Here is a 19,988-nt window from a genome sequence, read left to right as displayed (position 1 = left end):
CCATGGACAAACAAAAGAACTGGGTCTGGATTGTTGCCGGTGCTGCTGCGCTGATCGCGCTGCCCATGGTGCTGCAGATCGCTGGCGACGCCTGGGTGCGCATCGCGGCCTTTGCCATGCTCTACATCATGCTGGCCCTCGGCCTGAACATCGTGGTGGGCCTGGCCGGTCTGCTCGATTTGGGCTACATCGCGTTCTATGCAGTGGGCGCCTATCTGTATGCGCTGCTGTCGTCGAACCAGCTCACGAGCAATTTCGATGCGCTGGGGGCGATGTTCCCCAATGGCTTTGACGTGTCGATCTGGCTGGTCATTCCGCTGGCAGCCGCGCTGGCGGCCAGCGCGGGGATCGCGCTGGGCACACCCGTGCTCAAGCTGCGCGGCGACTATCTCGCCATCGTCACCCTGGGTTTTGGCGAGATCATCCGCATTTTCATGAACAACCTGAACGCGCCGATCAACATCACCAACGGCCCGCAGGGCATCTCGGGCATTCACGGCATCCGCCTGTTCGGCTGGGATCTGAACCACAACATCGACATCGGCAGCTTCACCATTCCCTCCGTGGCGCAGTATTACTACCTGTTCCTGGTGCTGGTGGTGTTTGTGGTGATCCTGAGTTACCGGCTGCAGGATTCGCGCATCGGCCGTGCCTGGATGGCCATGCGCGAGGACGAGATTGCCGCCAAGGCCATGGGCATCAATACCCGCAACATGAAGCTGCTGGCCTTCTCCATGGGCGCCACCTTCGGCGGCGTGGCCGGGGTGATGTTCTCGGCGTTCCAGGGATTTGTCTCTCCCGAGTCGTTCTCGCTGCTGGAGTCGATCATCGTGCTGGCCATGGTGGTGATCGGTGGCATGGGGCACATTCCGGGGGTCATCCTCGGTGCGGTGCTGTTGTCGGTCTTGCCAGAGGCGCTGCGCTACACCGGCTTCATTTCCGACTGGCAGCAGCATGCCTTCGGCCATGTGTTCATCGACAGCGGCATCCTGCGTCAGCTCATCTACGCGCTGGCCATGATCATCATCATGATTCTGCGGCCCAAAGGCTTGTGGCCCGCGCCGGAGCACGGCAAGAGCTTTGCGAAGCTGCCCACTCCGCTGCAGGAAGGAGGCAAGGCATGAGCGAGATCGTGTTGCAAGTCAGCGGCGCGTCCAAGCGCTTCGGTGGGCTGCAGGCCTTGAACGATGTCGGCATCAAGATCGACCGGGGCCAGATCTATGGCCTCATCGGCCCCAACGGTGCCGGCAAGACCACATTCTTCAACGTCATCACCGGCCTGTATCCGCCGGACTCCGGCGACTTCATTCTGGCGGGCAAGGCCTACAAGCCGGCTGCGGTGCATCAGGTGGCGCGCGAAGGCATTGCGCGCACCTTCCAGAACATCCGGCTGTTCCCGGACATGACCGCGCTGGAAAACGTGATGGTCGGCCGCCATGTGCGCACCCGCAGTGCGGTGATCGGCGCGGTGTTCCGCACCAGGCATTTCAAGGCCGAGGAAAAGGCCATCCGCGAACGCGCGCGGGAGCTGCTGGCCTATGTGGGCATCGAGCGCTACGCCGACTTTCGCGCCCGCACCCTGTCGTATGGCGATCAGCGCCGACTTGAAATCGCGCGTGCGCTGGCCACCGATCCGCAGTTGCTGGCGCTCGACGAGCCCGCAGCCGGCATGAACGCCACCGAAAAGCTGCAACTGCGCGAGCTGCTGACCGCCATTCAGAAGGACGGTCGCACCATCCTGATCATCGAGCACGATGTGAAGCTGGTCATGGGCCTGTGCAATCGCGTGACCGTGCTCGACTACGGCAAGATCATTGCCGAAGGGGTGCCCGCCGACGTGCAAAAAGATCCAAAAGTCATCGAAGCCTATCTCGGCGCAGGGGAGCATTGAGCATGTCCGAAATTGTTCTCAAGATCACGGGCCTGCGCGTGTCCTACGGTGGCATCCAGGCAGTCAAGGGAGTCGACCTTGAGGTGCGCAAGGGTGAGTTGGTCAGTCTGATTGGCGCCAACGGTGCGGGCAAGACCACCACACTCAAGGCCATCACTGGCCTGCAGCCCATCACGGACGGGGAAGTGCATTACGCAGGTCGCACCATCAATGGCCAGGGCGCATTCGACCTGGTGCGGCAAGGGCTGTGCATGGTGCCGGAAGGGCGCGGGGTGTTCACCCGCATGACCATTCAGGAAAACCTGCAGATGGGCGCCTACACCCGCAAGGACAAGGAGATCGCCAGCGACATCGACAAGGTCTACGGCATCTTCCCGCGTCTGAAGGAGCGCCGCGACCAGCTCGCCGGCACCATGTCCGGCGGCGAGCAGCAGATGCTGGCGATGGGCCGCGCGCTGATGAGCCGGCCGCAGGTGCTGCTGCTCGACGAGCCGTCGATGGGGCTGTCGCCCATCATGGTGGACAAGATTTTCGAAGTGGTCGAAGACATCTCCAGGCAGGGTGTGACCATTCTGCTGGTCGAGCAGAACGCCAAGCGGGCGCTGGGTCTGGCCGATCGCGGCTACGTCATGGATTCGGGTCAGGTCACCATGACCGGCCCGGCGGACGAGCTTCTGCACGACCCGCGCGTGCGGGCGGCCTACCTGGGAGAGTGAGCGATCCGATGGTCAAGAAGGGCTTGCATCTTTCAGGCCCTTTTTGATGGCGAGGACCTTGCTCAGGCCTTCGCGCCGGCCTTGTCGGCCTCGGTGGTGAAGGCGTCGGCAAAAAAGGCGTCCTCGGGCAGCTTGCAAAGAGTCGTGAAGTCACGCTGTGCAGCCTCCACCATCACCGGCGCGCCGCAGGCATAGACCGCGTGGCCCGAGAGATCGGGACAATCGGCCATGACCGCCTGGTGCACGAAGCCCGTGCGGCCCGCCCAGCCTGCATCGGCTTCGGACAGCACGGGAACGAAGCGCAGATTGGGCATCAGGCTGCATTGCTGCTCCACCCAGTCGCGCAGGTAGAGATCGACCGATTTGCGCCCGCCCCAATACAACGTGACCGGCCGCGTGTCGGCATTGCGCTGCATCTGTTCGAGCATGGCCTTGATTGGCGCGAAACCCGTGCCGGAGGCCAGGAAGATCATCGGTTTGCGCTCGGGATCTTCGCGCAGGAAAAAGCTGCCGAACGGCCCCTCGATGCGCTGGATTTCCTTCTCCTTCATGGCACTGAACACATGGTCGGTGAACCTGCCACCGGGCATGTGCCGCAGGTGCAACTCGATCTGCGGCGATTCGGATGGGGCGTTGGCCATGGAATAGCTGCGCCGCACACCACCCGGCAGCAGAAACTGGATGTACTGTCCGGCGCGGTAGCGCAGCGGATCGGCGGCGGGGAGCTGCAACATGACCCGCACCACATCAGGGGCGAGGTGCGTGATGCTGCTGACGCGCGCGGGCATTTTTTTTACGGGGAACTCACCCGCGCCGACCACTTCATGGCTTTCGATCACCACATCGCTGAGCGCCGTGGCGCGGCAGGCGAGAATGAAGCCCTGCGCACGCTCGGCCTCGCTGAGCGCCTTGAGCTGATGCGTGCCCAGCGCAATTTCACCCTGCAACAGCTTGCATTTGCAGGAGCCGCAGGCGCCGTCCTGGCAGCCGTAGGGCAAGCCGACCGACTGGCGGATGGCGGCGGCAAGCAGGGTTTCTTCAGCCTGGACGGTGTATTGATGGCCGCTGGGCTGGACGGTGACTTGATGATTCATGGATCGGATGACAAAGGTTGAAGATGAATGGAACAAGCAGACTGCGGCAGCCCCGCCTGCTCATCGTGGGCTGCGGTGACATCGGCATGCGGGTGGCGGCTCTGGCCCGCGGCCGCTACCGGCTGCTGGCGCTGACCTCGTCGCCCCAGCGGCTGGACGCATTGCGTGCTGCAGGAATCGTGCCGATCGTCGGCAATCTCGATCAGCCGCAAACCCTGTGGCGACTCGCTGGTCTGGCACCGGATCGCGTGCTGATGCTGGCCCCACCGGGCGACACCTCCGGCGCGTTCGACTTGCGCAGCCGCCATCTGATTTCCAGACTGAAACAGTCAGGCATCTTATCCGGGCTCGCGAAAAAAACCTTGCGCGTGGTCTATGCCAGTACGACCGGTGTGTATGGCGATTGCGGTGGGGCGCTGGTTGCGGAAACCCGCAGCTGCGCGCCACAGACCGCGCGCGCGCAGCGCCGCTGCGACGCCGAGACACATTGGCGCAAGGCCGGGCGGGAGCGCCGCTGGCGGGTCGGACTGTTGCGCATTCCCGGCATTTACGATGCACAGTCCCGCTCACCCAGGGCGCGGCTGGAGCGTGGTCTGCCCGTTCTGGCACGGCCCGATGATGTGTACACCAACCACATCCATGCGGACGATCTGGCGCGGCTGTGTCTGCTGGCGCTCGAGCGTGCTGCGCCCGGACGGGTCTACAACGTCTGCGACGACAGCAGTCTGCGCATGGGCGATTACTTCGATCTCGCCGCAGACCTGTACGGCCTGCCCAGGCCACCCCGCGTGGCGCGCGCCGAGGCACAGGCAGCAGGCTTGAGCCCGATGATGCTGAGCTTCATGGGCGAATCGCGCCGCCTGGACAACACCCGCATGAAAGCCGAATTGCGCGCCGCGTTGCGCTACCCCGATGTGGCGCTGGGGTTGTTGTCGGAGCAGGCAGACGACGCAGCTTGAGCGCCGCACCTGCCTGCGATCACGGCATCAATGCGTTTGCTGCGTGTTTTCCGGCAATTGCAGGGTGGGCAGGGGGCGCACGGTTTCCACCAGAATCAGCGGGCCGTCATCCAGCTTGGGCGCTGGCTTGCGCTCGCGCGGCACATGGATGGGCGCAGGCTGCGCGGCAAGGGCTTCCTGCACACGGCGGATGGCTTCTGCATCCGACTGCACCCACTGCAGGCCCGCGGCTTGCGCCGTGGCTTGCAAGGTTTCGACAGGCAGCACATAGTGCGTCGGCGCGGTCGCTGGAGCAGGTGCGGACGCGGCGTGCTGGGCGTCGCTGGCTGGTGCAGCGACCGCTGCCGGGACTGGTGTGTGGGCCGGTGCGGGGGCGGGCACTGGCGCTGATTCGGCCACCTCAACCGGAGTGCCGTGTTCCTGCACGGTCGCTGCGCTGGCTACTGCCGGTTCAGCCAGTTTGAGCACCAGCGGTGCTTCCTCGTCCGCCGGAGGGGGTGCGGAGATCGTCGCGGCCACAGTGCCGAGCGCCACAGGGGCAGCAAGGGAGCCGAAACTGCGGCCCTGCGCCTGAGTCGGCGCGTCGCCCTCGGCTTCGACCGAGACCTGGGCGGTATCTGCGCTCATTTCGCCGTTTTCGCCCGCGACGCCGCCTTCACGGCGCCCGCCACGACGGCCGCGGCCGCGGCGGTTGCGAGACTTGCGCTCGGCTTGGGCCTCGCCGGTTTCCCCTTCTGCCTGCATGCTCGCGGGCGCGGCCTCGGCCAGCGCGGCGGCGTCAGCTGGAATCAGGCCGTCATTGATCGTCTCTGCGGCGGCGGTGTTCTCGCCAGCTTCGCGGCGCGGTCGGCGGTTGCCTGAACGGCCTCCTGCCTGGGTGCGTGGCTGCATGTCGGCAAGGTTGTCCTCGGCGCCGATGTTGTCTTGCGCGGGCAGGGTTTCGGCGCGCTCCTTGCGGGCTGCGGCTTCTTCAGGGCTACGTTCGCGCTTGCTGCGCTCGCCGCGTCCGCTGCGTTCTCCCTGGGCCTGCTGGGCCCGGGGAGGGCGGTTGCGGCTTGCCGAGGCATCTGCGGTGGCGACTTCGGCGACGTCGTCGGTTGCCGCATCCTTGCTGCGCTGCCGGTCGGCGCGCTGCCCGTCGCCCTGTCCCTCGCGCTGGCGGTCACGTCCGCCACGGCGGCGATTGCCGTTCTGGTTGGCGCCGTTGCGCGGGCCGCGCCCGCCCTGCCCGGCGGTGTCCGCCTCGCTCTTGGTCAATGCCGGAGTGAGCGCAGACGCTGGCTTGGACGCTTCAGGCTGGGCCGGAGTGGTTTGTGTCGGCTCGGCCGAGAACAGGCGCTTCACCCAGCCAAACAAGCCGCCCGTGGCTGCTGGGGCGGCCGGCTTGTCTGCCGCCGCGGCAGCGGGTGCCGCCGGGGACGCGCCTGAGGCCCCGACTGCGGGCGCACTGGATGCTGCGGACTTGTCGGCAGCAGGCGTGGGCACGACGGGCGCCTGGCCTTCCGGCGTGATGCCGCGCACCAGGGCTTCCTGGCGGGGACGTTGCTCCTTTTCGCGGCGGGTGATGGCGGTGTTTTCCTCCACCTCGTCGGCCATCTTGTAGCTGGTGGGCAGATTGTCCAGCCGCGGGTCGTCGTGCTTGAGGCGTTCGAGCTTGTAGTTCGGGGTGTCGAGGTGCTTGTTGGGAATGAGCAGCACCGACAGGCGCTGGCGCAGCTCGATCTTGGTGATTTCGGCGCGCTTTTCATTGAGCAGGAACGAGGCGACTTCCACCGGCACCTGCACATGCACCGCAGCCGTGCCTTCCTTCATGGCCTCTTCCTGGATGATGCGCAGGATCTGCAGGGCGCTGGACTCGGTGTCGCGGATGTGGCCGGTGCCGTTGCAGCGCGGGCAGGTGACGTAGGCGCCTTCCGACAACGCCGGGCGCAGGCGCTGGCGCGAGAGTTCGAGCAGGCCGAACTTGGAAATCTTGCTCACCTGCACGCGGGCGCGGTCCTGTTTCATCGCCTCGCGCAGTCGGTCTTCGACCGCGCGCTGGTTGCGTGGCTCTTCCATGTCGATGAAGTCGACCACGATCAGGCCGCCCAGATCGCGCAAGCGCATCTGGCGGGCCACTTCGTCCGCGGCTTCGAGATTGGTGCGCAGGGCGGTCTCTTCAATCGCGCTGCCTCGGGTGGAACGTGCGGAGTTGACGTCCACCGCGACCAGCGCCTCGGTATGGTCGATGACGATGGCGCCACCAGCCGGCAGGTTGACCGTGCGCGAATACGCGGTTTCGATCTGCTGCTCGATCTGGAAACGCGAGAACAGTGGCAGGTCGTCCCGGTAGCGCTTCACGCGCTCGACCGTGTCGGGCATGACATGCAGCATGAATTGCCGCGCCTGCTCGTAGACGTCTTCGGTGTCGATCAGGATTTCGCCGATGTCGCTGGTGAAATAGTCACGGATGGCGCGAATGACCAGCGACGACTCCTGATAAATCAGGAAGGCGCCCTTCTGTGTCTCCGAGGCATCCCGCACGGCGCTCCACAGCTTGAGCAGATAGTTCAGATCCCACTGCAGTTCTTCGGCGCTGCGGCCGATGCCTGCGGTGCGAGCGATCAGGCTCATGCCTTCAGGGTGCTGGAGCTGGTCCATCGCCTCGCGCAGCTCCTGGCGGTCTTCGCCTTCGATGCGGCGGCTCACGCCACCGCCACGCGGATTGTTGGGCATCAGCACCAGGTAGCGCCCGGCCAGCGAGATGATGGTGGTCAGCGCCGCACCCTTGTTGCCGCGCTCTTCCTTCTCCACCTGCACCAGCATTTCCTGACCCTCGCGGATCACGTCCTGAATGCGGGCCTGCGAGGGCGGCACGCCTTCCTTGAAATACTGGCGCGAGATTTCCTTGAACGGCAGGAAGCCGTGGCGCTCTTCGCCATAGTCGACGAAGCAGGCTTCGAGCGACGGCTCGACCCGCGTGACCACGGCCTTGTAGATATTGCCCTTGCGCTGTTCGCGCCCGGCCTGTTCGATATCGATGTCGAGAAGTTTCTGTCCATCGACGATGGCCACGCGCAACTCTTCGGACTGCGTGGCGTTGAACAACATGCGTTTCATTTCAAAGCTCCTGACCGCGTCTTGCGGCCGATACAAAGCAGGCGCCAGGGCGCCCCCATGCGTTGTTGACCGGAGCTGAAACGAGGCGCTGGATTGCCGCTTGGAGCGCGGCGGCCAGGGCAGGCAGAATCAGACGATGCTCATGCCGGGAGATCCATCCGTCACACTCCAGAGGAAAGCGTCCGTCTTGCGGAGCCGGGCATTTGGCCCGGGTGCGAGGCGGCTTCGCATGCGGCGACGACTGGGCGCCGCATGCAGACTGGAGTGTCGGGGTGGGTGAGCACAAGCAGGTTTCGCGCGCGGTGACGGCATCCAGCACGATGTCGGGGCTGTAGTGCGGTCGCAGGCGAATTGTCGATTCAAGGGTTTCAGATCCAGGATGGCAAAGCCAATCGGGCGTCGCGCGGGTGGGATGCCTTGCGCGCAACAGCATCGTTTGGGCTTTGGGCCAACGCTCATTTCGATGAAGTCTGCTCACCTTGCCGCAGCCAAAAACGGCGGGGCGGCAAGATCAGCAGTGCGGAGCCGAATCTAGAATGAGTGCCACTGCCACAGTGGTTTGATCGGCCTCGCGCCAACCCGGAAAAACCCGGCAGGCAGCAAGACGCAATTGAGGCGGCACCCACTACATTCCTGGCACGTCGCCGAGCTGCATCACGCAACTCCGCGGAAAGATTGCCAAAATTTGCTCATTCAACTCCACAACTTCACGTCCGATTATATGCACACTGCCCCTTCGCCCCAGGTTCGACTGCTCCAGGTCGGTGATGCGGGAGAAGGCCAGCGGCTGGACAACTTTCTCGCGCGCCATCTCAAGGGCGTGCCGCGCAGCCTGATCTACCGCATCGTGCGCTCGGGGGAGGTGCGGGTCAACGGCGGGCGAGCCAGTGCAGATCAAAAGCTCCTGTCCAGCGATCAGGTGCGCATTCCGCCCGTGCGCGTGGCGCAGGCGGATGCGCCGCGCGCCGCGCCATCGGTGCAGTTTCCCATCGTGTTCGAGGACGACCATCTGCTGGCGATCAACAAACCCGAAGGCGTGGCGGTACATGGGGGTTCCGGGGTGAGTTTCGGGGTGATCGAGGCACTGCGGGCCGCGCGGCCGGCGGCCAGATTCCTCGAATTGGTGCACCGGCTCGACCGCGACACGTCCGGCCTGCTGCTGATCGCCAAGAAGCGCAGCGCGCTCACCGCGTTGCATGCGGCGCTGCGGGAGCGTCATGCCGACAAGCGTTATCTCGCACTGGTCGCGGGGGTGTGGACGCGTGGTGCGGTTCTGGTCGATGCGCCGCTGCACAAGTATCTGCTGGCCAATGGCGAGCGGCGCGTGCGGGTGGACGCGCAGCAGGGCCAGGAGTCGCGCACCCAGTTCCGTCCGCAGGAGCGCTTTGTCCTGGAGGGGCTGGGAGATTGGGGCGGACTGACCTTGCTCCAGGCGCGTCTGCTGACGGGACGCACGCACCAGATCCGGGTGCATCTGGCGCACAGCGGGCACCCCATCGTGGGCGACGACAAATATGGCGATGCAGACCTGAACGCGCAGCTGTCACGCGGGCAAGTGCCGGGCGTGCCGCCATTCAGGCGCATGTTCCTCCATGCGGAGTCTCTCGCCATTGCGCATCCGGCCACGGGCGTGCGGCTGGAGCTGCGGGCGCCGCTGCCGGACAACTGCGTGCAATGGCTTCATCAATTGCGGGCACAATGCGCGCCATCCTGACTCACACAGCGAGCCCCCACCATGCACCGCCAGAATTACGACCTGATTGTGTTCGACTGGGATGGCACGCTGATGGATTCCACCGCAGCCATTACCGGTGCCATCCAGCAAGCCTGCGGCGACCTGGGGCTGGCCGTGCCCAGCCGTGAACAGGCCTCGTATGTCATCGGCCTCGGACTGGACGACGCGCTGCGGCATGCCGCGCCGGACTTGCCGCATGCCGATTACCCGCGACTGGCTGCAGCCTATCGCAGACATTACTTCGCGCTCGACGGTCAGTTGGCGCTGTTCGATGGTGTGCTGGAGTTGCTGCATGAACTCAGATCGGCGGGCTACAACCTGGCGGTCGCCACCGGCAAGTCGCGCATCGGTCTGAGCCGGGCGATGGACCGACCCGAGCTGCGCGGCCTGTTCGACACCACGCGCACCGCTGATGAAACCTTTTCCAAGCCGCATCCGGCCATGTTGCAGGAAATCATGGCGGAACTCGCCTGTCCCCCGCGGCGCACCATCATGGTGGGGGACACCACGCATGATCTGCAAATGGCGCGCAATGCGCAGTGCGACGCCATTGGCGTGAGCTATGGCGCGCATGACATGGCCCAGCTGCAAACCTTGTCCCCGGTTGGACTGGTGCATTCCGTGACCGAACTCCGGAGCTTTCTGGAACAACATGGTTGATCGCCGTCCCGACAGCGCAAGGCGTTGCCGGGACCTGTGGCTTACATCTGCGGACGCATCACATTCGGAATGTTGATGGCCGGGGAATTCACCACCGGCACGGCGACCGAGGGGGTGTTGACCACCGGCACGGTCACGCTCGGCGTGGCCACGCTGGGCACATTGACCGAAGGCGTCGCGACTGACGGGACGTTGACCGACGGTGTGTTCACTGCGGGCACATGCACTGCGGGTGCGTTGATCACCGGGACGGTGACTGCAGGTGACGTGACCGCGGGCACGTTCGGCGTCTGCACCGAAGGCACTTGCCTGGCCACCTGTGCGCCAGTCTGTGCACCGAATCCCTGACCGATGGCCAGACCCTGCGCGCCGAGACCCGATTGCGCCTGGGTAGTCGTGCGGGTCTGGACGGTGTCGCGGTTTTGCGTTTCAGTGCGGGATTGTGCGTTGGCGGAGCCGGATTGGGTCAGCGTGGCATCGGCCGACGGCGCCCGGGTCTGGCTCTGGGTGGTCGTGCGGGTTTCGGCACGGGTTGTGGCCGATTGGGAGGTGCGCGTCTGCGCAGTGGGCGTGGTGCGCTGGTCGGTCGAGCGCGCCGAGGACGTGGCAGATTGCTGGCCGTCTCCGGCAGCCTGCAGGGCAGTCTGTGCGCTGGCGATGCCGAAGGACAGCGAGGCGGCGGCAACAGCAGCGGACAGAACGGTAAGGGTACGGGTCTTGGACATGAGGGTTCTCCTGAAGGCGAAAGATGAGTCGTTCACGCAGTGGTAATTATTCCCACGTCAGCGCTTGTGTGTATCATAGTGGCAAAAAGTCCCACGTCAAGTCGATCCGCGCTGATTTATCCTGCCCTCATGTACGACGCTCTCAAATCTGCGGCCCTGTCCATCCTGCGGCCCTTCGTGCGCTATCTCATCACGCAGGGCTGGACATATGGCGGCCTGGCTGAACTGCTGAAATTTGTCTATGTGGGCGAGGTCATCGCGCTGGACGAGCGCGACGGAAAGCCCACGCCAACCGATAGCCGCGTGAGTCTGCTCAGCGGAATTCATCGCAAGGAGGTGCGACGGCTGCGCGACGAATTGCAGGCGGGGTCTGGACAGATAGCCCTGCGGCATGGAGCCAATCTGTCGGCGCAGGTGGTTGCCGCCTGGGTGGCTTGCGAGGCCTATCGCGATGCGCAGGGCGAACCGCGCATCCTGCCCCTGCGTGCTGCGGAGCCACTGCCCAGCTTCGAGAGCCTGGTGCGACTGGTGAAGGCCGATATGCGGCCGCGCACCGTGCTCGACGAGTTGCTCAACGCCGGCGTGGTGGAGCTGCAGGGCGATGCGGTGAGGCTGGCGCGCGGCGGCTATGTCTCGGATCTGCCGGAGGACAGGCTGGCATTCATGGGCGCGCACATCGGTGATCACCTGCGCGCCGCCGTGCACAACCTGGAGGGCCGCGCACCTTATCTGGAACAGTCGGTGTATTTCGACGATCTGTCCGTGAAGGTTGTGGACGCGGTCCGCGCGGATTTGCGTCACCTCGGCGAGCAGGTCTTGCAGGAGGCCTATCAGCGCATCGCACGGGCCGATCAGGCCGACCGCGCGACGCACGGGGACACGCCGACAGACGCGCCGGTGGATGCCCAGGCCGCCGCACAAGCCGATGAGCAGGACGCTGGCAGGAGTCGTCTGCGCCTGGGGGTCTATTACTACGAGGAGGCAGTGCCGCCTTCGGGTCGGCCCGGAGACGCCAAATGAAGGCACTGCAACGTCAGGGTCTGCTGGTGTTGCGTGCGGCAGGGATGGCCCTGCTGGGGTTGGTGCTGGCTGTGGCTGGCTCGGTCGCGGCCACGCCGGGCGGAGTGGGGGGAACGGGAATCGATCCGGGCGGCATCGGCGGCACCGGCATCAGTCCTGGGGGCATCGGCGGAACGGGCATCGTGGCCATCGGCCCGGTTCAGCGCTTCGGCAGCATTTTTGTCAATGGCGGGGAATATGCGCTTGCACCGCAGACGCGCTATCGTGTGGATGGGCAAGCGGCGAGCGAGCAGAGCCTGCATCTTGGCGACATGGTGAGTGTGCATGCCGTGGAACAGGGCGGGCGGCTGGATGCGCTGGACGTGCGCATCGATCATGCCGTCATCGGGCGGGTGTCGCAGATCGATGCTTCAGCCGCACGGCTGGTGGTGCTGGGCCAGACGATTCATCTGCTGCCCAGCACGCTGCTGCGCACAGAACGCGATCAGCCGCTGCCGCTGTCCCGGCTGTCCGTGGGAGACCTGGTGCGCATCAGCGCGCTGCATCGAGGGGCGGATCAATGGCAGGCTTTGCGGTTGGTCAAGCTCTCCAGCCCGCCTGCCCGGCAGGTCACGCAGTTCCTGCTGCGTGGGCGCATCGAAGCGGTCAGCGCAGATGCACATCGGGTGCGGGTCAACGGAGTCTGGATGTCCTTGGCACATACGACGCCGCGAACTGCCCCGGCTGTCGGCGCGCAGGTCGTCGTGCGGGGCAGCCAGGGTCCACGGGGCGAGGTGATCGACGCCCTGCAGCCATCGCCCTTGGTTGCAGCGCCGCCTGGCGCCCGCGTGGTGCTTGTCGGTTATCTGCAGCAAACCCCGCAGGGCTGGGAGTCGCAGGGTTTGCGCATCGAAGGCGCGAACGCCGGGTTGAACCGAGCGCTGCAATCTGCCGCCGGGGAGCAGCCTGCGCCGCTGGTCATCGTCGGCACCTTGCAGTCGTCACAGATGGTGGTGGCCGAGCGCGTCATTCCTCAGGTGGATGCCATGCAGTTTGCGTTGCCACCGCTGGCTGGCGCGGCAACGTCGGGTGCGGGGAAGGCGGGGGAAGCGGCTGGCATCGGAGGAACGGCGGCCCAGTCCCTGCCATCCATCCCGTCCGGCCAGGGCGTCAACATGCCCATGCCGGGCATCGTCTCGCCAGCGCTGCCCACGATCATCCTGCCCAATGTGAACGCGCCAGTGACACCCGCCCTGCCCGCGGTGCCGCAAGTGCCTTCGGTCAACCTGCCTGCGGCGGCTCCCCCCTCGGTGATGCCGTCCCCGGTCGCACCACCTCCAGTGCCTTCGGTTGCACCGCCGACGGTCAACACCCCCAGCGTGGCAACACCGGCACTGCCTGCCAGCCCACAACTCCCCACCATCCCCCGTCCCTGAGGCGAAGCATCTGGCGCAAAAAAACCCGACAGTGCCGTGTTTCGGGGTTGAGGAGAGCGTGCTCTTATTCCGGGATGAACACTTTGCCTTCGGCAATGGCCTTGACCGTCAGCACCATCAGCAGCGCGATCAGCGCTGTGGTCACCGCCAGCAGTGCGCCACCCAGACCAATCAGGAAGCTGCTGCCGATCTTGCTGCCCATGGTCAGGCTGGAGATGGTGATGGCCGCCAGCGGGAAGGAATACGCCCACCACGACATGAAGAACGGCACCTTGCGGAACTGCGGGATCTGATAGAACAGCAGCAGGGTGGTGAACAGCGCCACATAGAACAGCACGCGGGCAAAGTTGTCGACCACGCCGCCGTCGAGCGCAAGGTAGGACAGAAAGCCCACCGCAGGCGGCGCGATCAGGATGAACAGCGTGGGCAGCAGCTTGGCGGGCACCGGCGGATGGAAGAAAAAGCGGTTCATCATCACGGTGAGCAGCACGATCCAGAACACCAGGCCGATGCTGAAAAAGAACCACGAGATTTCCGGCGAACCGTGGGTCATGCCGGCGATCGGCACCAGGATGTTGCCCACCACGGGAATGAACCACGCCGGGGTGGAATGCTGGATTTGGTAGTGGGTGTGGTGGATCCAGGACGACATGATCACCACGGTGAACACCAGGTGCAGGGCGATGCCCCCCCACCACAGCGCTTGCGACCACTGCGGTTGCACATGCAAGAAGGCGATCGACAGCAGCAGCGCACTGATGGAAATCGCCGGGAAGAAGCTGATGCGCACCGGGTGGTTGAACTCGGCCTTGAGTTCACCGGGGTAGCGCAGCGCCTTGGCGCCGTAGCCCAGGAGCAGCACGACAAACAGAGCCAGCGCCGCGTAGCTCAGGCCGATGCCCACGCCGTGCGGCATGGTCAGCACCTGTGCCGACTTGTGCCAGGCAATGGCCAGCCCGGTCGTGCCCATGATGGTGGCGAACAGGGTAACGGGGAAATGAGCCAGCCAACTGCTGGCATGCGCCGGTTCGGCGGCTTGTGAAGTTTGTGCGGTGGACATGGCAGGAATAGTTGAGAAAAACGGTACGGAATTGTGGCCGCAGCGCCTCGCGCTCACATTGATCGAACGCAATATTGAAAAATTTTGATACAACTGTGTGACACCAGTCACATCAACAGGAATCGGGACGTCGTTTCTATACTGGACGGATGAAATCGCTCTCCGACATTCGCAAGGATTACAGCCGCGCCGAGCTCGACGAGGCGCATGCCGACGCCGATCCGCTCAAGCAGTTCGAGCGCTGGCTGCAGCAGGCCATGGACGCGCAGGTGCCCGAGCCCAACGCCATGACCCTGGCCACCGTGGGGCCCAATGGCCGCCCCTCCACTCGGGTGGTGCTGATCAAGCATGTCGATGCGCGCGGCGTGGTCTGGTACACCAACTATCACAGCCGCAAGGGACGCGAGCTGGAAGTGCACGCCTTCGCTGCGCTGCAGTTTCACTGGGTGGAGCTCGAACGCGTGGTGCGCATCGAGGGCAGGGTGGAAAAGGTCAGCGCCGAGGAGTCGGACGCCTACTTTGCCAGTCGCCCGCTGGCCTCGCGCATCGGCGCCTGGGCGTCGCCGCAAAGCGAGCCGATCGACGGTCGCACCACCTTGCTCAAGCGCGCCGCCGAGTTCGGCCTGCGCTATGGCATCAGTCCGCCGCGCCCGCCGCACTGGGGAGGCTACCGCCTTGTGCCGGACGCCTGGGAGTTCTGGCAGGGGCGCCCCTCGCGGCTGCACGACCGCCTGCACTACAGCCTGCAGCAGGACGGCAGCTGGCTGCGACAGCGGCTGGCGCCTTGAAGTCCGGCGCTGCGCGGTTCAGTCGGCCAGCAGTTGCAGGCTGGTGGCCGCGTCTGCCCGGTGGATGTCGATCTGCAGTTCCACATACTCCGGCACTTCGCTCATCGGTGTCGGGTCGGCTTCGCAGGCGCAGCCGGGGATGATGCTGAAGTAGCTCAGTCCGGCCCGGATCTGCAGATGCTCTGCGGTTTCATTGCGCTGCAGCACCATCAGACAGACATCGTCGGTCAGGGCGTGACTGCCGCGGGCGATGCCCTGCTGCAGCGGGCGCACCAGGGCGCCGGCCTGCTGCAGTTCGGCGAGCAGGACCGCCTGAAAATCGGGTTGCGTCCAGGCGGCGCAGGCTGCAGGGAGGCGGAGCGACATGGGAGCGTGCCATTGTGCGGGGGATTGCGGCATTATTGCGGCACCGGTCCATTACAACATCGAGGGAGACCCGCATGACGCATCCTCTTTCACCCCATCGCCGCAGGCTGCTGCAGGTTTTGGCCGCAGCGCCGTTGTTCGGCCTGCTGCCTGTGGTCCGGGCGCAAAGCGCGCGCCAGGCCGAGGGCGTGCTGGCCGACGTCGCCAAGGCCACGTTCATCGCGGAGGGCAAAGGAAAACGGCCGATCTACATTTTTTTCGATCCGAACTGCCCGTTCTGCCATCAGCTCTACAAAAAGCTGCGGCCCTTTGTCGGCAAGGACGAGGTGCAGTTCCGCTGGATTCCGCTGGGCATGCTCACCCCCAGCAGCCTGCCCAAGGCGGCGGCGATCCTGCAGGCCATCGACCCGCTGCAGGCGTTCTACAAGAACGAGGACGACTACGATTTTGCCGCCAACGGCCAGCCCGGCGGCGGCATCGAGCCGGCGCAGACCATCACCCCCAAGGTGCGCGATGAACTCGCAGCCAATCTGGCGCTGTACAACAGCCAGAAACTGTTTGGCGTGCCGGTGGTGATCTGGCGCAAGGCCGACGGCCGTGCCGACATGCTGATCGGCGTGCCGTCGGATGCGCAGATCCGCAAAATCCTCGAACAGGCGCGCTGATCACAGGCTGAGCTGCAACCCTGCGGCAATGCCCCGGCCCGGCAGCACCGCGAGGTTGCGCAGGGTGTCGATCGAGCTGGCGCTATAGGCGGTCTGGTTGGTCAGATTGTCGAGTTTGACGAACCACAGCCCGCCGTGCCCGCCAAGCGTGATGCGCTGGGTCAGGCTGGCGTTGACCCGCACATAGCCGGGTGTAGGGCCGAGCAGGTCGCTCGCCGGCACGCGGTTTTGCCGCGCGGCCATCTGCAGCTCGGCGCGCGCGCTCCACGCGCCGGTAGCGTAGACCAGCGCCGGGGTGAAATGCAGCGGGGCGATGCGCGGCAACGGCTGGTCGTTGCTCAGGTTGTCGGCGCTTACCCAGTCCAGCCGGGCGGTGAGGTCCAGGCGCTGTTCCTCCTGGTCGATCAGCGGCTGCAGCGCAGTGGCCTCGATGCCAACGAAGCGCGCCCGCACCCCGACATAGTTGAACTCCGGCAGCGCACCCGGGGTGTTTGCGGCCACGCTGTTGCCGTCACCATCGACCGTGTTGCCGCTGCGGATCAGCGCGATGTAGTTGGCATAGCGGGTGAGAAATGCGGTGGCGGTGTAGCGGGTGCGGCCCTGCGCGACCTTGAACCCGGCCTCGATGCTGTTGCTGCGCTCCCTGGGCAGCGCTGGATTGCCGCGCTCGTAGGCGCCGGTGGCGTCGTGCGTGCCATCGGCGTAGAGCTCGTCGTAGCTCGGCGCGCGCTCGTTGTGCGACACCGTGCCGGTGAGCGCCAGCGTCGGGGTGAGCGCGTACTGGCCCTGCAGCGACAGGCTCAGCGGGGTGAAGCGCCGGGCGCTGGCGCTGCCAAAGCGGGCAATGCCGGTGGCGGCCTCGCCATCGGAGGCCACGCGCGCCTGCTCCACCCGCCCGCCCGCAGACCAGGCCCAAGGGCCGCCAGCGCCGCTCGCCAATGCGAACAGGGCGGTGTTGCGGGTGTGGGTCTGCGGCAGGAAGGCTTCGTCGCCGAGCGCGGAAAAATCGAACCGCAACGCCTGCAACCCCGTCTCCAGCCGCACCGGCCCGAAAGTGTGGTGCGCCGTCAGCCGCAGATTGTCTCCGGTGTTGACAAAGCGGGTTGCGGGCTCGCCGGAGTCGAGTTCGACATGGCGGTAATCGGTGTGGGTGTAGGACAGCCCCACGCTGTCGGCGCCGAGCACGTTGCGCACCGCGCCGCGCACACTGGTGCGGGTGGATCGCATGTCGATCTGCACGTTCGGATCGACGATTGTGCCGTAGCGGTTGTCGTTGCGGCTGAACGCGGCGCCGAAAAAGCCCCCGTCGCCGGTCAGCCCCGCGCCGAGGCTGCCGCCGCTGCCGTGCGCCGCGGAGTTGAGCACCCGTCCACCTTCGATCGACGGCCCGCTGGCACCGCGCGGGGCGGTGTAGTCGCCCGCCTCGCGGTGATAGGCGTCGGCGTGCAGCCCGATCCGGCTGTTGCCGCCGTCGAGCGCGAATGCCGCCGAGCCGCCGTGAAACGCGCTGTCGCCCTGGATCTGAGCGATGCCGTCCACCCCGCGCTGCGCCTCGCGCGGAATGTCGTCGTTGACCAGATTGACCACACCGCCCGCGGCACCGCCGGCATAGGGCAGTGCCTGCGGGCCGCGCAGCAGCTCGATCGATTGCGCCGCAAGCGGGTTCAGCGGGGCGTTGTGGTCGTAGCTCGCGGCCGAGGCGTCGAGCAGCGCCGAGCCGTTGGACAGAATGTCCACGCGGTTGCCATCGAGCCCGCGCACCACCGGACGGTCGGCATTGGGCCCATACCAGGTCGAACTCAGCCCGGGCAGCCCGGACAGCGCTGCACCCAGGGTGTTGCTGCCGCCTTGCCGCAACAGCAATTGCGCTCCGGACAGGTCGACCATCGGCGCTCCCGGCGCGCCGACCACCGGCGCAGCGTTGACCTCGATCGCGGGCAGCGCCGTGGGCTCTGCGGCGGTCTGTGCGACCGCGTTCTGACAAAACGCCAGCGCGCAGGCGGCAAAAAGCGGGTGCAGACGCAGGGAGGATTGGTGCGTGGAGTTCATCGGCGAGAGCAGGTAAGGTGGAACGAAATTCAAATGTTATAACGTAACATTTGAATGCGGCAAACCTCAAACCTGCCTGTGCGTGCGCGACAGCCGCGGCTCAGCCGCTTGCCTGCTGCGCGGGCCGGTGCAGCGCGCGCATCACATCGCTCTGCGTGATCATGCCCACCAGCCGCGCCGCGTCGTCGATCACCGGAATGTGATGGTGGCCGCTGCTCGCAAACAAGGGGATCAGCTCGGATAGATGCCGTGTTTCGGACACCACCTGGACCTGCCGCGTCATGCGCGCGGCCACCGGTGTGGCGGATTCACGGACCGCGCTGGGCGCCGCGTCGGGATGGGTGCGCAGATCGGCCGCGGTCACGATGCCAATGACCTGATGCTGACTGTCGATCACGGGCAGCGCCTTGATGCCGTGCTCTTCCAGTCGGCGCTGCGCATCGGCCACGCTCTCATCCGGGCCGGCAGACTGCACATTGCGCTGCATGATGTCGCTGCAGCGCACGCTGTCGATCCGGTGGTGGTAGGCGCGAACCTGGGCGTCCGCCAGCAGGTCGCGCAGGGTGGCGCGGTCGATGTCGAGCACCTCGCCATAGCGGGTAACGGCGGCATCGAGTGCGCTGGAGAGTTCGTCCGCATTGGGCAAGACCGCATCGTCAGCAGGCTGAGGCGCCGGATGCGGCCGACGCGTGGCCGCATGCCACGACAGTGCGCCGAGCACGAGCAGCGCCGAATTCAAGGCGACCGGTACGAACGCAAAGCGCCAGTCCGTGGTGTGCGTCAGCACGGCCAGCAAGGCTGCAGCCCCGCCGGGTGGATGGAGGCAGCGGGCTTGCAGCATCAGTGCAATTGCCCCGCCGACGGCCACTCCGGCAGCCAGCCAGGGCGTGCCGATCCAAGAGGCGCAGGCGATGCCCACGAGCGTTCCGAGGGTGTTGCCGCCAATCACCGACCAGGGACGCCCCAGTGGGCTGCTCGGCAGCGCGAACACGATGACCGCGCTCGCCCCAATGGGGGCCACCAGCCAGGGGACACGCGCCCATCCGCTGCTGCCTTCGACCAGTTGGCTGATCCAGCCCACTGCGGCAACGCCGAGCAGGCCGCCAAGGGCGACCCGCGCCCATTCCAGAACGCCGATGCGCGGGCTGCTGATGGTCTGCGCTGCCTTCATGCGCCTGTGCGAAGCAGCGCGGCATAGCGTTTTCGCAGTTTGTCCACCTTGGGCGCGATGACTGCGGCGCAATAGCCCTGATAGGGGTGATGCGCAAAGTAATCCTGATGTTCCTCTTCGGCGGGGCTGTAGTTCGACTCGGGTTCGATTTCGGTGACGATGGGGTCGGCAAACAGCCTTTGCTCACCGAGCCGTTGCACGAAGCTGCGCACCGCAGCCAGCTGTGCCGCGTCATGGGTGTAGATGCCCGAGCGGTACTGCGGCCCGACATCATTGCCCTGGCGGTTGCGTGTGGTCGGATCGTGCATGGCGAAAAACACCTCGAGCACAGTGCTCAGGGGAAGCACATCCGGGTCAAAGTCCAGACGGATGACTTCGGCATGCCCGGTACGCCCGGTGCACACATCACGATAGCTGGGACGCAGGACGTGGCCATTGCTGTATCCGCATTCCACACGCAGCACACCGCGCAAGGGGCGATACGCGGCGTCGAGACACCAGAAACATCCCCCGGCGAGGGTGATGCGCTGAGGCAGTGAGGGCAGGGCGGGTGTGGACATGGCGGCTGGTGCGGG

Annotated in this window: 18 protein-coding genes; 10 read left to right on the top strand and 8 right to left on the bottom strand. The window is 65.7% G+C overall.

Annotation, left to right across the window (positions count from 1 at the left end; genetic code table 11):
• Positions 1–2 precede the first annotated feature (2 nt).
• The 3 genes from AC1ZQA_RS13025 to AC1ZQA_RS13015 are packed head-to-tail and all read left to right on the top strand — an operon-like array spanning position 3 to position 2,607.
• Positions 3–1,124 (top strand): ABC transporter permease subunit, encoded by a 1,122-nt coding sequence (locus AC1ZQA_RS13025; RefSeq protein ID WP_482677288.1) that lies wholly within the window; start codon positions 3–5, stop codon positions 1,122–1,124.
• A complete protein-coding gene (locus AC1ZQA_RS13020; RefSeq protein WP_482677287.1) occupies positions 1,121–1,891 on the top strand; it encodes an ABC transporter ATP-binding protein in 771 nt (256 codons plus the stop codon). Before AC1ZQA_RS13025 ends, AC1ZQA_RS13020 begins: the two co-directional genes overlap by 4 nt.
• A 2-nt stretch (positions 1,892–1,893) precedes the next feature.
• Positions 1,894–2,607, top strand: a complete 714-nt coding sequence (locus AC1ZQA_RS13015) for an ABC transporter ATP-binding protein (RefSeq protein ID WP_482677286.1) — start codon at positions 1,894–1,896, stop codon at positions 2,605–2,607.
• Between the two features lie 62 nt (positions 2,608–2,669).
• Here AC1ZQA_RS13015 and AC1ZQA_RS13010 read toward each other — a convergent pair whose 3' ends face one another.
• Complete coding sequence (locus tag AC1ZQA_RS13010) at positions 2,670–3,701, bottom strand: CDP-6-deoxy-delta-3,4-glucoseen reductase (protein ID WP_482677285.1); 1,032 nt, start codon at positions 3,699–3,701, stop codon at positions 2,670–2,672.
• A gap of 23 nt (positions 3,702–3,724) precedes the next feature.
• On the opposite strand from AC1ZQA_RS13010, the gene AC1ZQA_RS13005 reads away from it, so the two are divergent.
• On the top strand, positions 3,725–4,660 hold the full coding sequence (locus AC1ZQA_RS13005; protein WP_482677284.1) for an SDR family oxidoreductase: 936 nt from the start codon (positions 3,725–3,727) through the stop codon (positions 4,658–4,660).
• Positions 4,661–4,687: 27 nt separating this feature from the next.
• On the opposite strand, the gene AC1ZQA_RS13000 is transcribed toward AC1ZQA_RS13005, so the two are convergent.
• Positions 4,688–7,759, bottom strand: a complete 3,072-nt coding sequence (locus tag AC1ZQA_RS13000) for an Rne/Rng family ribonuclease (RefSeq protein WP_482677283.1) — start codon at positions 7,757–7,759, stop codon at positions 4,688–4,690.
• Between the two features lie 721 nt (positions 7,760–8,480).
• Here AC1ZQA_RS13000 and AC1ZQA_RS12995 point away from each other — a divergent pair.
• Entirely contained in the window at positions 8,481–9,473 is a 993-nt protein-coding gene (locus tag AC1ZQA_RS12995; RefSeq protein ID WP_482677282.1) for an RluA family pseudouridine synthase, read from the top strand.
• A gap of 21 nt (positions 9,474–9,494) precedes the next feature.
• Entirely contained in the window at positions 9,495–10,154 is a 660-nt protein-coding gene (locus AC1ZQA_RS12990) for an HAD-IA family hydrolase (RefSeq protein WP_482677281.1), read from the top strand.
• Positions 10,155–10,195: 41 nt separating this feature from the next.
• Here the strand turns inward: AC1ZQA_RS12990 and AC1ZQA_RS12985 are convergent, their stop codons facing one another.
• On the bottom strand, positions 10,196–10,879 hold the full coding sequence (locus AC1ZQA_RS12985; protein ID WP_482677280.1) for a hypothetical protein: 684 nt from the start codon (positions 10,877–10,879) through the stop codon (positions 10,196–10,198).
• A gap of 129 nt (positions 10,880–11,008) precedes the next feature.
• On the opposite strand from AC1ZQA_RS12985, the gene AC1ZQA_RS12980 reads away from it, so the two are divergent.
• Both AC1ZQA_RS12980 and AC1ZQA_RS12975 read left to right on the top strand, forming a co-directional pair.
• Complete coding sequence (locus AC1ZQA_RS12980; protein ID WP_482677279.1) at positions 11,009–11,899, top strand: DUF6502 family protein; 891 nt, start codon at positions 11,009–11,011, stop codon at positions 11,897–11,899.
• Entirely contained in the window at positions 11,896–13,314 is a 1,419-nt protein-coding gene (locus AC1ZQA_RS12975; protein ID WP_482677278.1) for a DUF5666 domain-containing protein, read from the top strand. Before AC1ZQA_RS12980 ends, AC1ZQA_RS12975 begins: the two co-directional genes overlap by 4 nt.
• A 64-nt stretch (positions 13,315–13,378) precedes the next feature.
• On the opposite strand, the gene AC1ZQA_RS12970 is transcribed toward AC1ZQA_RS12975, so the two are convergent.
• Positions 13,379–14,374, bottom strand: a complete 996-nt coding sequence (locus tag AC1ZQA_RS12970) for an SLAC1 anion channel family protein (protein WP_482677277.1) — start codon at positions 14,372–14,374, stop codon at positions 13,379–13,381.
• A 149-nt stretch (positions 14,375–14,523) separates the two neighbouring features.
• On the opposite strand from AC1ZQA_RS12970, the gene pdxH reads away from it, so the two are divergent.
• Entirely contained in the window at positions 14,524–15,162 is a 639-nt protein-coding gene (pdxH, locus tag AC1ZQA_RS12965) for a pyridoxamine 5'-phosphate oxidase (RefSeq protein ID WP_482677276.1), read from the top strand.
• Between the two features lie 18 nt (positions 15,163–15,180).
• Here the strand turns inward: pdxH and AC1ZQA_RS12960 are convergent, their stop codons facing one another.
• A complete protein-coding gene (locus AC1ZQA_RS12960) occupies positions 15,181–15,528 on the bottom strand; it encodes a hypothetical protein (RefSeq protein WP_482677275.1) in 348 nt (115 codons plus the stop codon).
• A gap of 74 nt (positions 15,529–15,602) precedes the next feature.
• On the opposite strand from AC1ZQA_RS12960, the gene AC1ZQA_RS12955 reads away from it, so the two are divergent.
• Positions 15,603–16,193 carry a thioredoxin fold domain-containing protein gene (locus AC1ZQA_RS12955; protein ID WP_482677274.1) on the top strand — a complete coding sequence of 197 codons (591 nt, stop codon included), beginning with the start codon at positions 15,603–15,605 and terminating at the stop codon, positions 16,191–16,193.
• On the opposite strand, the gene AC1ZQA_RS12950 is transcribed toward AC1ZQA_RS12955, so the two are convergent.
• The 3 genes from AC1ZQA_RS12950 to msrA form a co-directional block, all read right to left on the bottom strand.
• Entirely contained in the window at positions 16,194–18,242 is a 2,049-nt protein-coding gene (locus tag AC1ZQA_RS12950) for a TonB-dependent receptor (protein WP_482677273.1), read from the bottom strand.
• Between the two features lie 100 nt (positions 18,243–18,342).
• Entirely contained in the window at positions 18,343–19,413 is a 1,071-nt protein-coding gene (locus tag AC1ZQA_RS12945; protein ID WP_482677272.1) for an HPP family protein, read from the bottom strand.
• Entirely contained in the window at positions 19,410–19,973 is a 564-nt protein-coding gene (msrA, locus tag AC1ZQA_RS12940) for a peptide-methionine (S)-S-oxide reductase MsrA (protein WP_482677271.1), read from the bottom strand. Before msrA ends, AC1ZQA_RS12945 begins: the two co-directional genes overlap by 4 nt.
• Between the last annotated feature and the right edge of the window lie 15 nt (positions 19,974–19,988).

It is taken from the genome of Thiomonas sp. DCM-2, from assembly GCF_056820905.1.
Note: the sequence above shows the minus strand (reverse complement) of the source record. Positions and strands in the feature narration are given on the sequence as shown.

What these genes read in the sequence shown, in the direction of transcription:
- AC1ZQA_RS13025 (WP_482677288.1), top strand. Translation starts at nt 3, where the DNA reads ATGGACAAACAAAAGAACTGGGTCTGGATTGTTGCCGGTGCTGCTGCG.
- AC1ZQA_RS12990 (WP_482677281.1), top strand. Translation starts at nt 9,495, where the DNA reads ATGCACCGCCAGAATTACGACCTGATTGTGTTCGACTGGGATGGCACG.
- AC1ZQA_RS12985 (WP_482677280.1), bottom strand. Translation starts at nt 10,879, where the DNA reads ATGTCCAAGACCCGTACCCTTACCGTTCTGTCCGCTGCTGTTGCCGCC.
- AC1ZQA_RS12980 (WP_482677279.1), top strand. Translation starts at nt 11,009, where the DNA reads ATGTACGACGCTCTCAAATCTGCGGCCCTGTCCATCCTGCGGCCCTTC.
- AC1ZQA_RS12955 (WP_482677274.1), top strand. Translation starts at nt 15,603, where the DNA reads ATGACGCATCCTCTTTCACCCCATCGCCGCAGGCTGCTGCAGGTTTTG.
- AC1ZQA_RS13015 (WP_482677286.1), top strand. Translation starts at nt 1,894, where the DNA reads ATGTCCGAAATTGTTCTCAAGATCACGGGCCTGCGCGTGTCCTACGGT.
- AC1ZQA_RS12960 (WP_482677275.1), bottom strand. Translation starts at nt 15,528, where the DNA reads ATGTCGCTCCGCCTCCCTGCAGCCTGCGCCGCCTGGACGCAACCCGAT.
- AC1ZQA_RS12945 (WP_482677272.1), bottom strand. Translation starts at nt 19,413, where the DNA reads ATGAAGGCAGCGCAGACCATCAGCAGCCCGCGCATCGGCGTTCTGGAA.
- AC1ZQA_RS13020 (WP_482677287.1), top strand. Translation starts at nt 1,121, where the DNA reads ATGAGCGAGATCGTGTTGCAAGTCAGCGGCGCGTCCAAGCGCTTCGGT.
- msrA (WP_482677271.1), bottom strand. Translation starts at nt 19,973, where the DNA reads ATGTCCACACCCGCCCTGCCCTCACTGCCTCAGCGCATCACCCTCGCC.
- AC1ZQA_RS12975 (WP_482677278.1), top strand. Translation starts at nt 11,896, where the DNA reads ATGAAGGCACTGCAACGTCAGGGTCTGCTGGTGTTGCGTGCGGCAGGG.
- AC1ZQA_RS13000 (WP_482677283.1), bottom strand. Translation starts at nt 7,759, where the DNA reads ATGAAACGCATGTTGTTCAACGCCACGCAGTCCGAAGAGTTGCGCGTG.
- pdxH (WP_482677276.1), top strand. Translation starts at nt 14,524, where the DNA reads ATGAAATCGCTCTCCGACATTCGCAAGGATTACAGCCGCGCCGAGCTC.
- AC1ZQA_RS13005 (WP_482677284.1), top strand. Translation starts at nt 3,725, where the DNA reads ATGAATGGAACAAGCAGACTGCGGCAGCCCCGCCTGCTCATCGTGGGC.
- AC1ZQA_RS12970 (WP_482677277.1), bottom strand. Translation starts at nt 14,374, where the DNA reads ATGTCCACCGCACAAACTTCACAAGCCGCCGAACCGGCGCATGCCAGC.
- AC1ZQA_RS12995 (WP_482677282.1), top strand. Translation starts at nt 8,481, where the DNA reads ATGCACACTGCCCCTTCGCCCCAGGTTCGACTGCTCCAGGTCGGTGAT.
- AC1ZQA_RS13010 (WP_482677285.1), bottom strand. Translation starts at nt 3,701, where the DNA reads ATGAATCATCAAGTCACCGTCCAGCCCAGCGGCCATCAATACACCGTC.
- AC1ZQA_RS12950 (WP_482677273.1), bottom strand. Translation starts at nt 18,242, where the DNA reads ATGAACTCCACGCACCAATCCTCCCTGCGTCTGCACCCGCTTTTTGCC.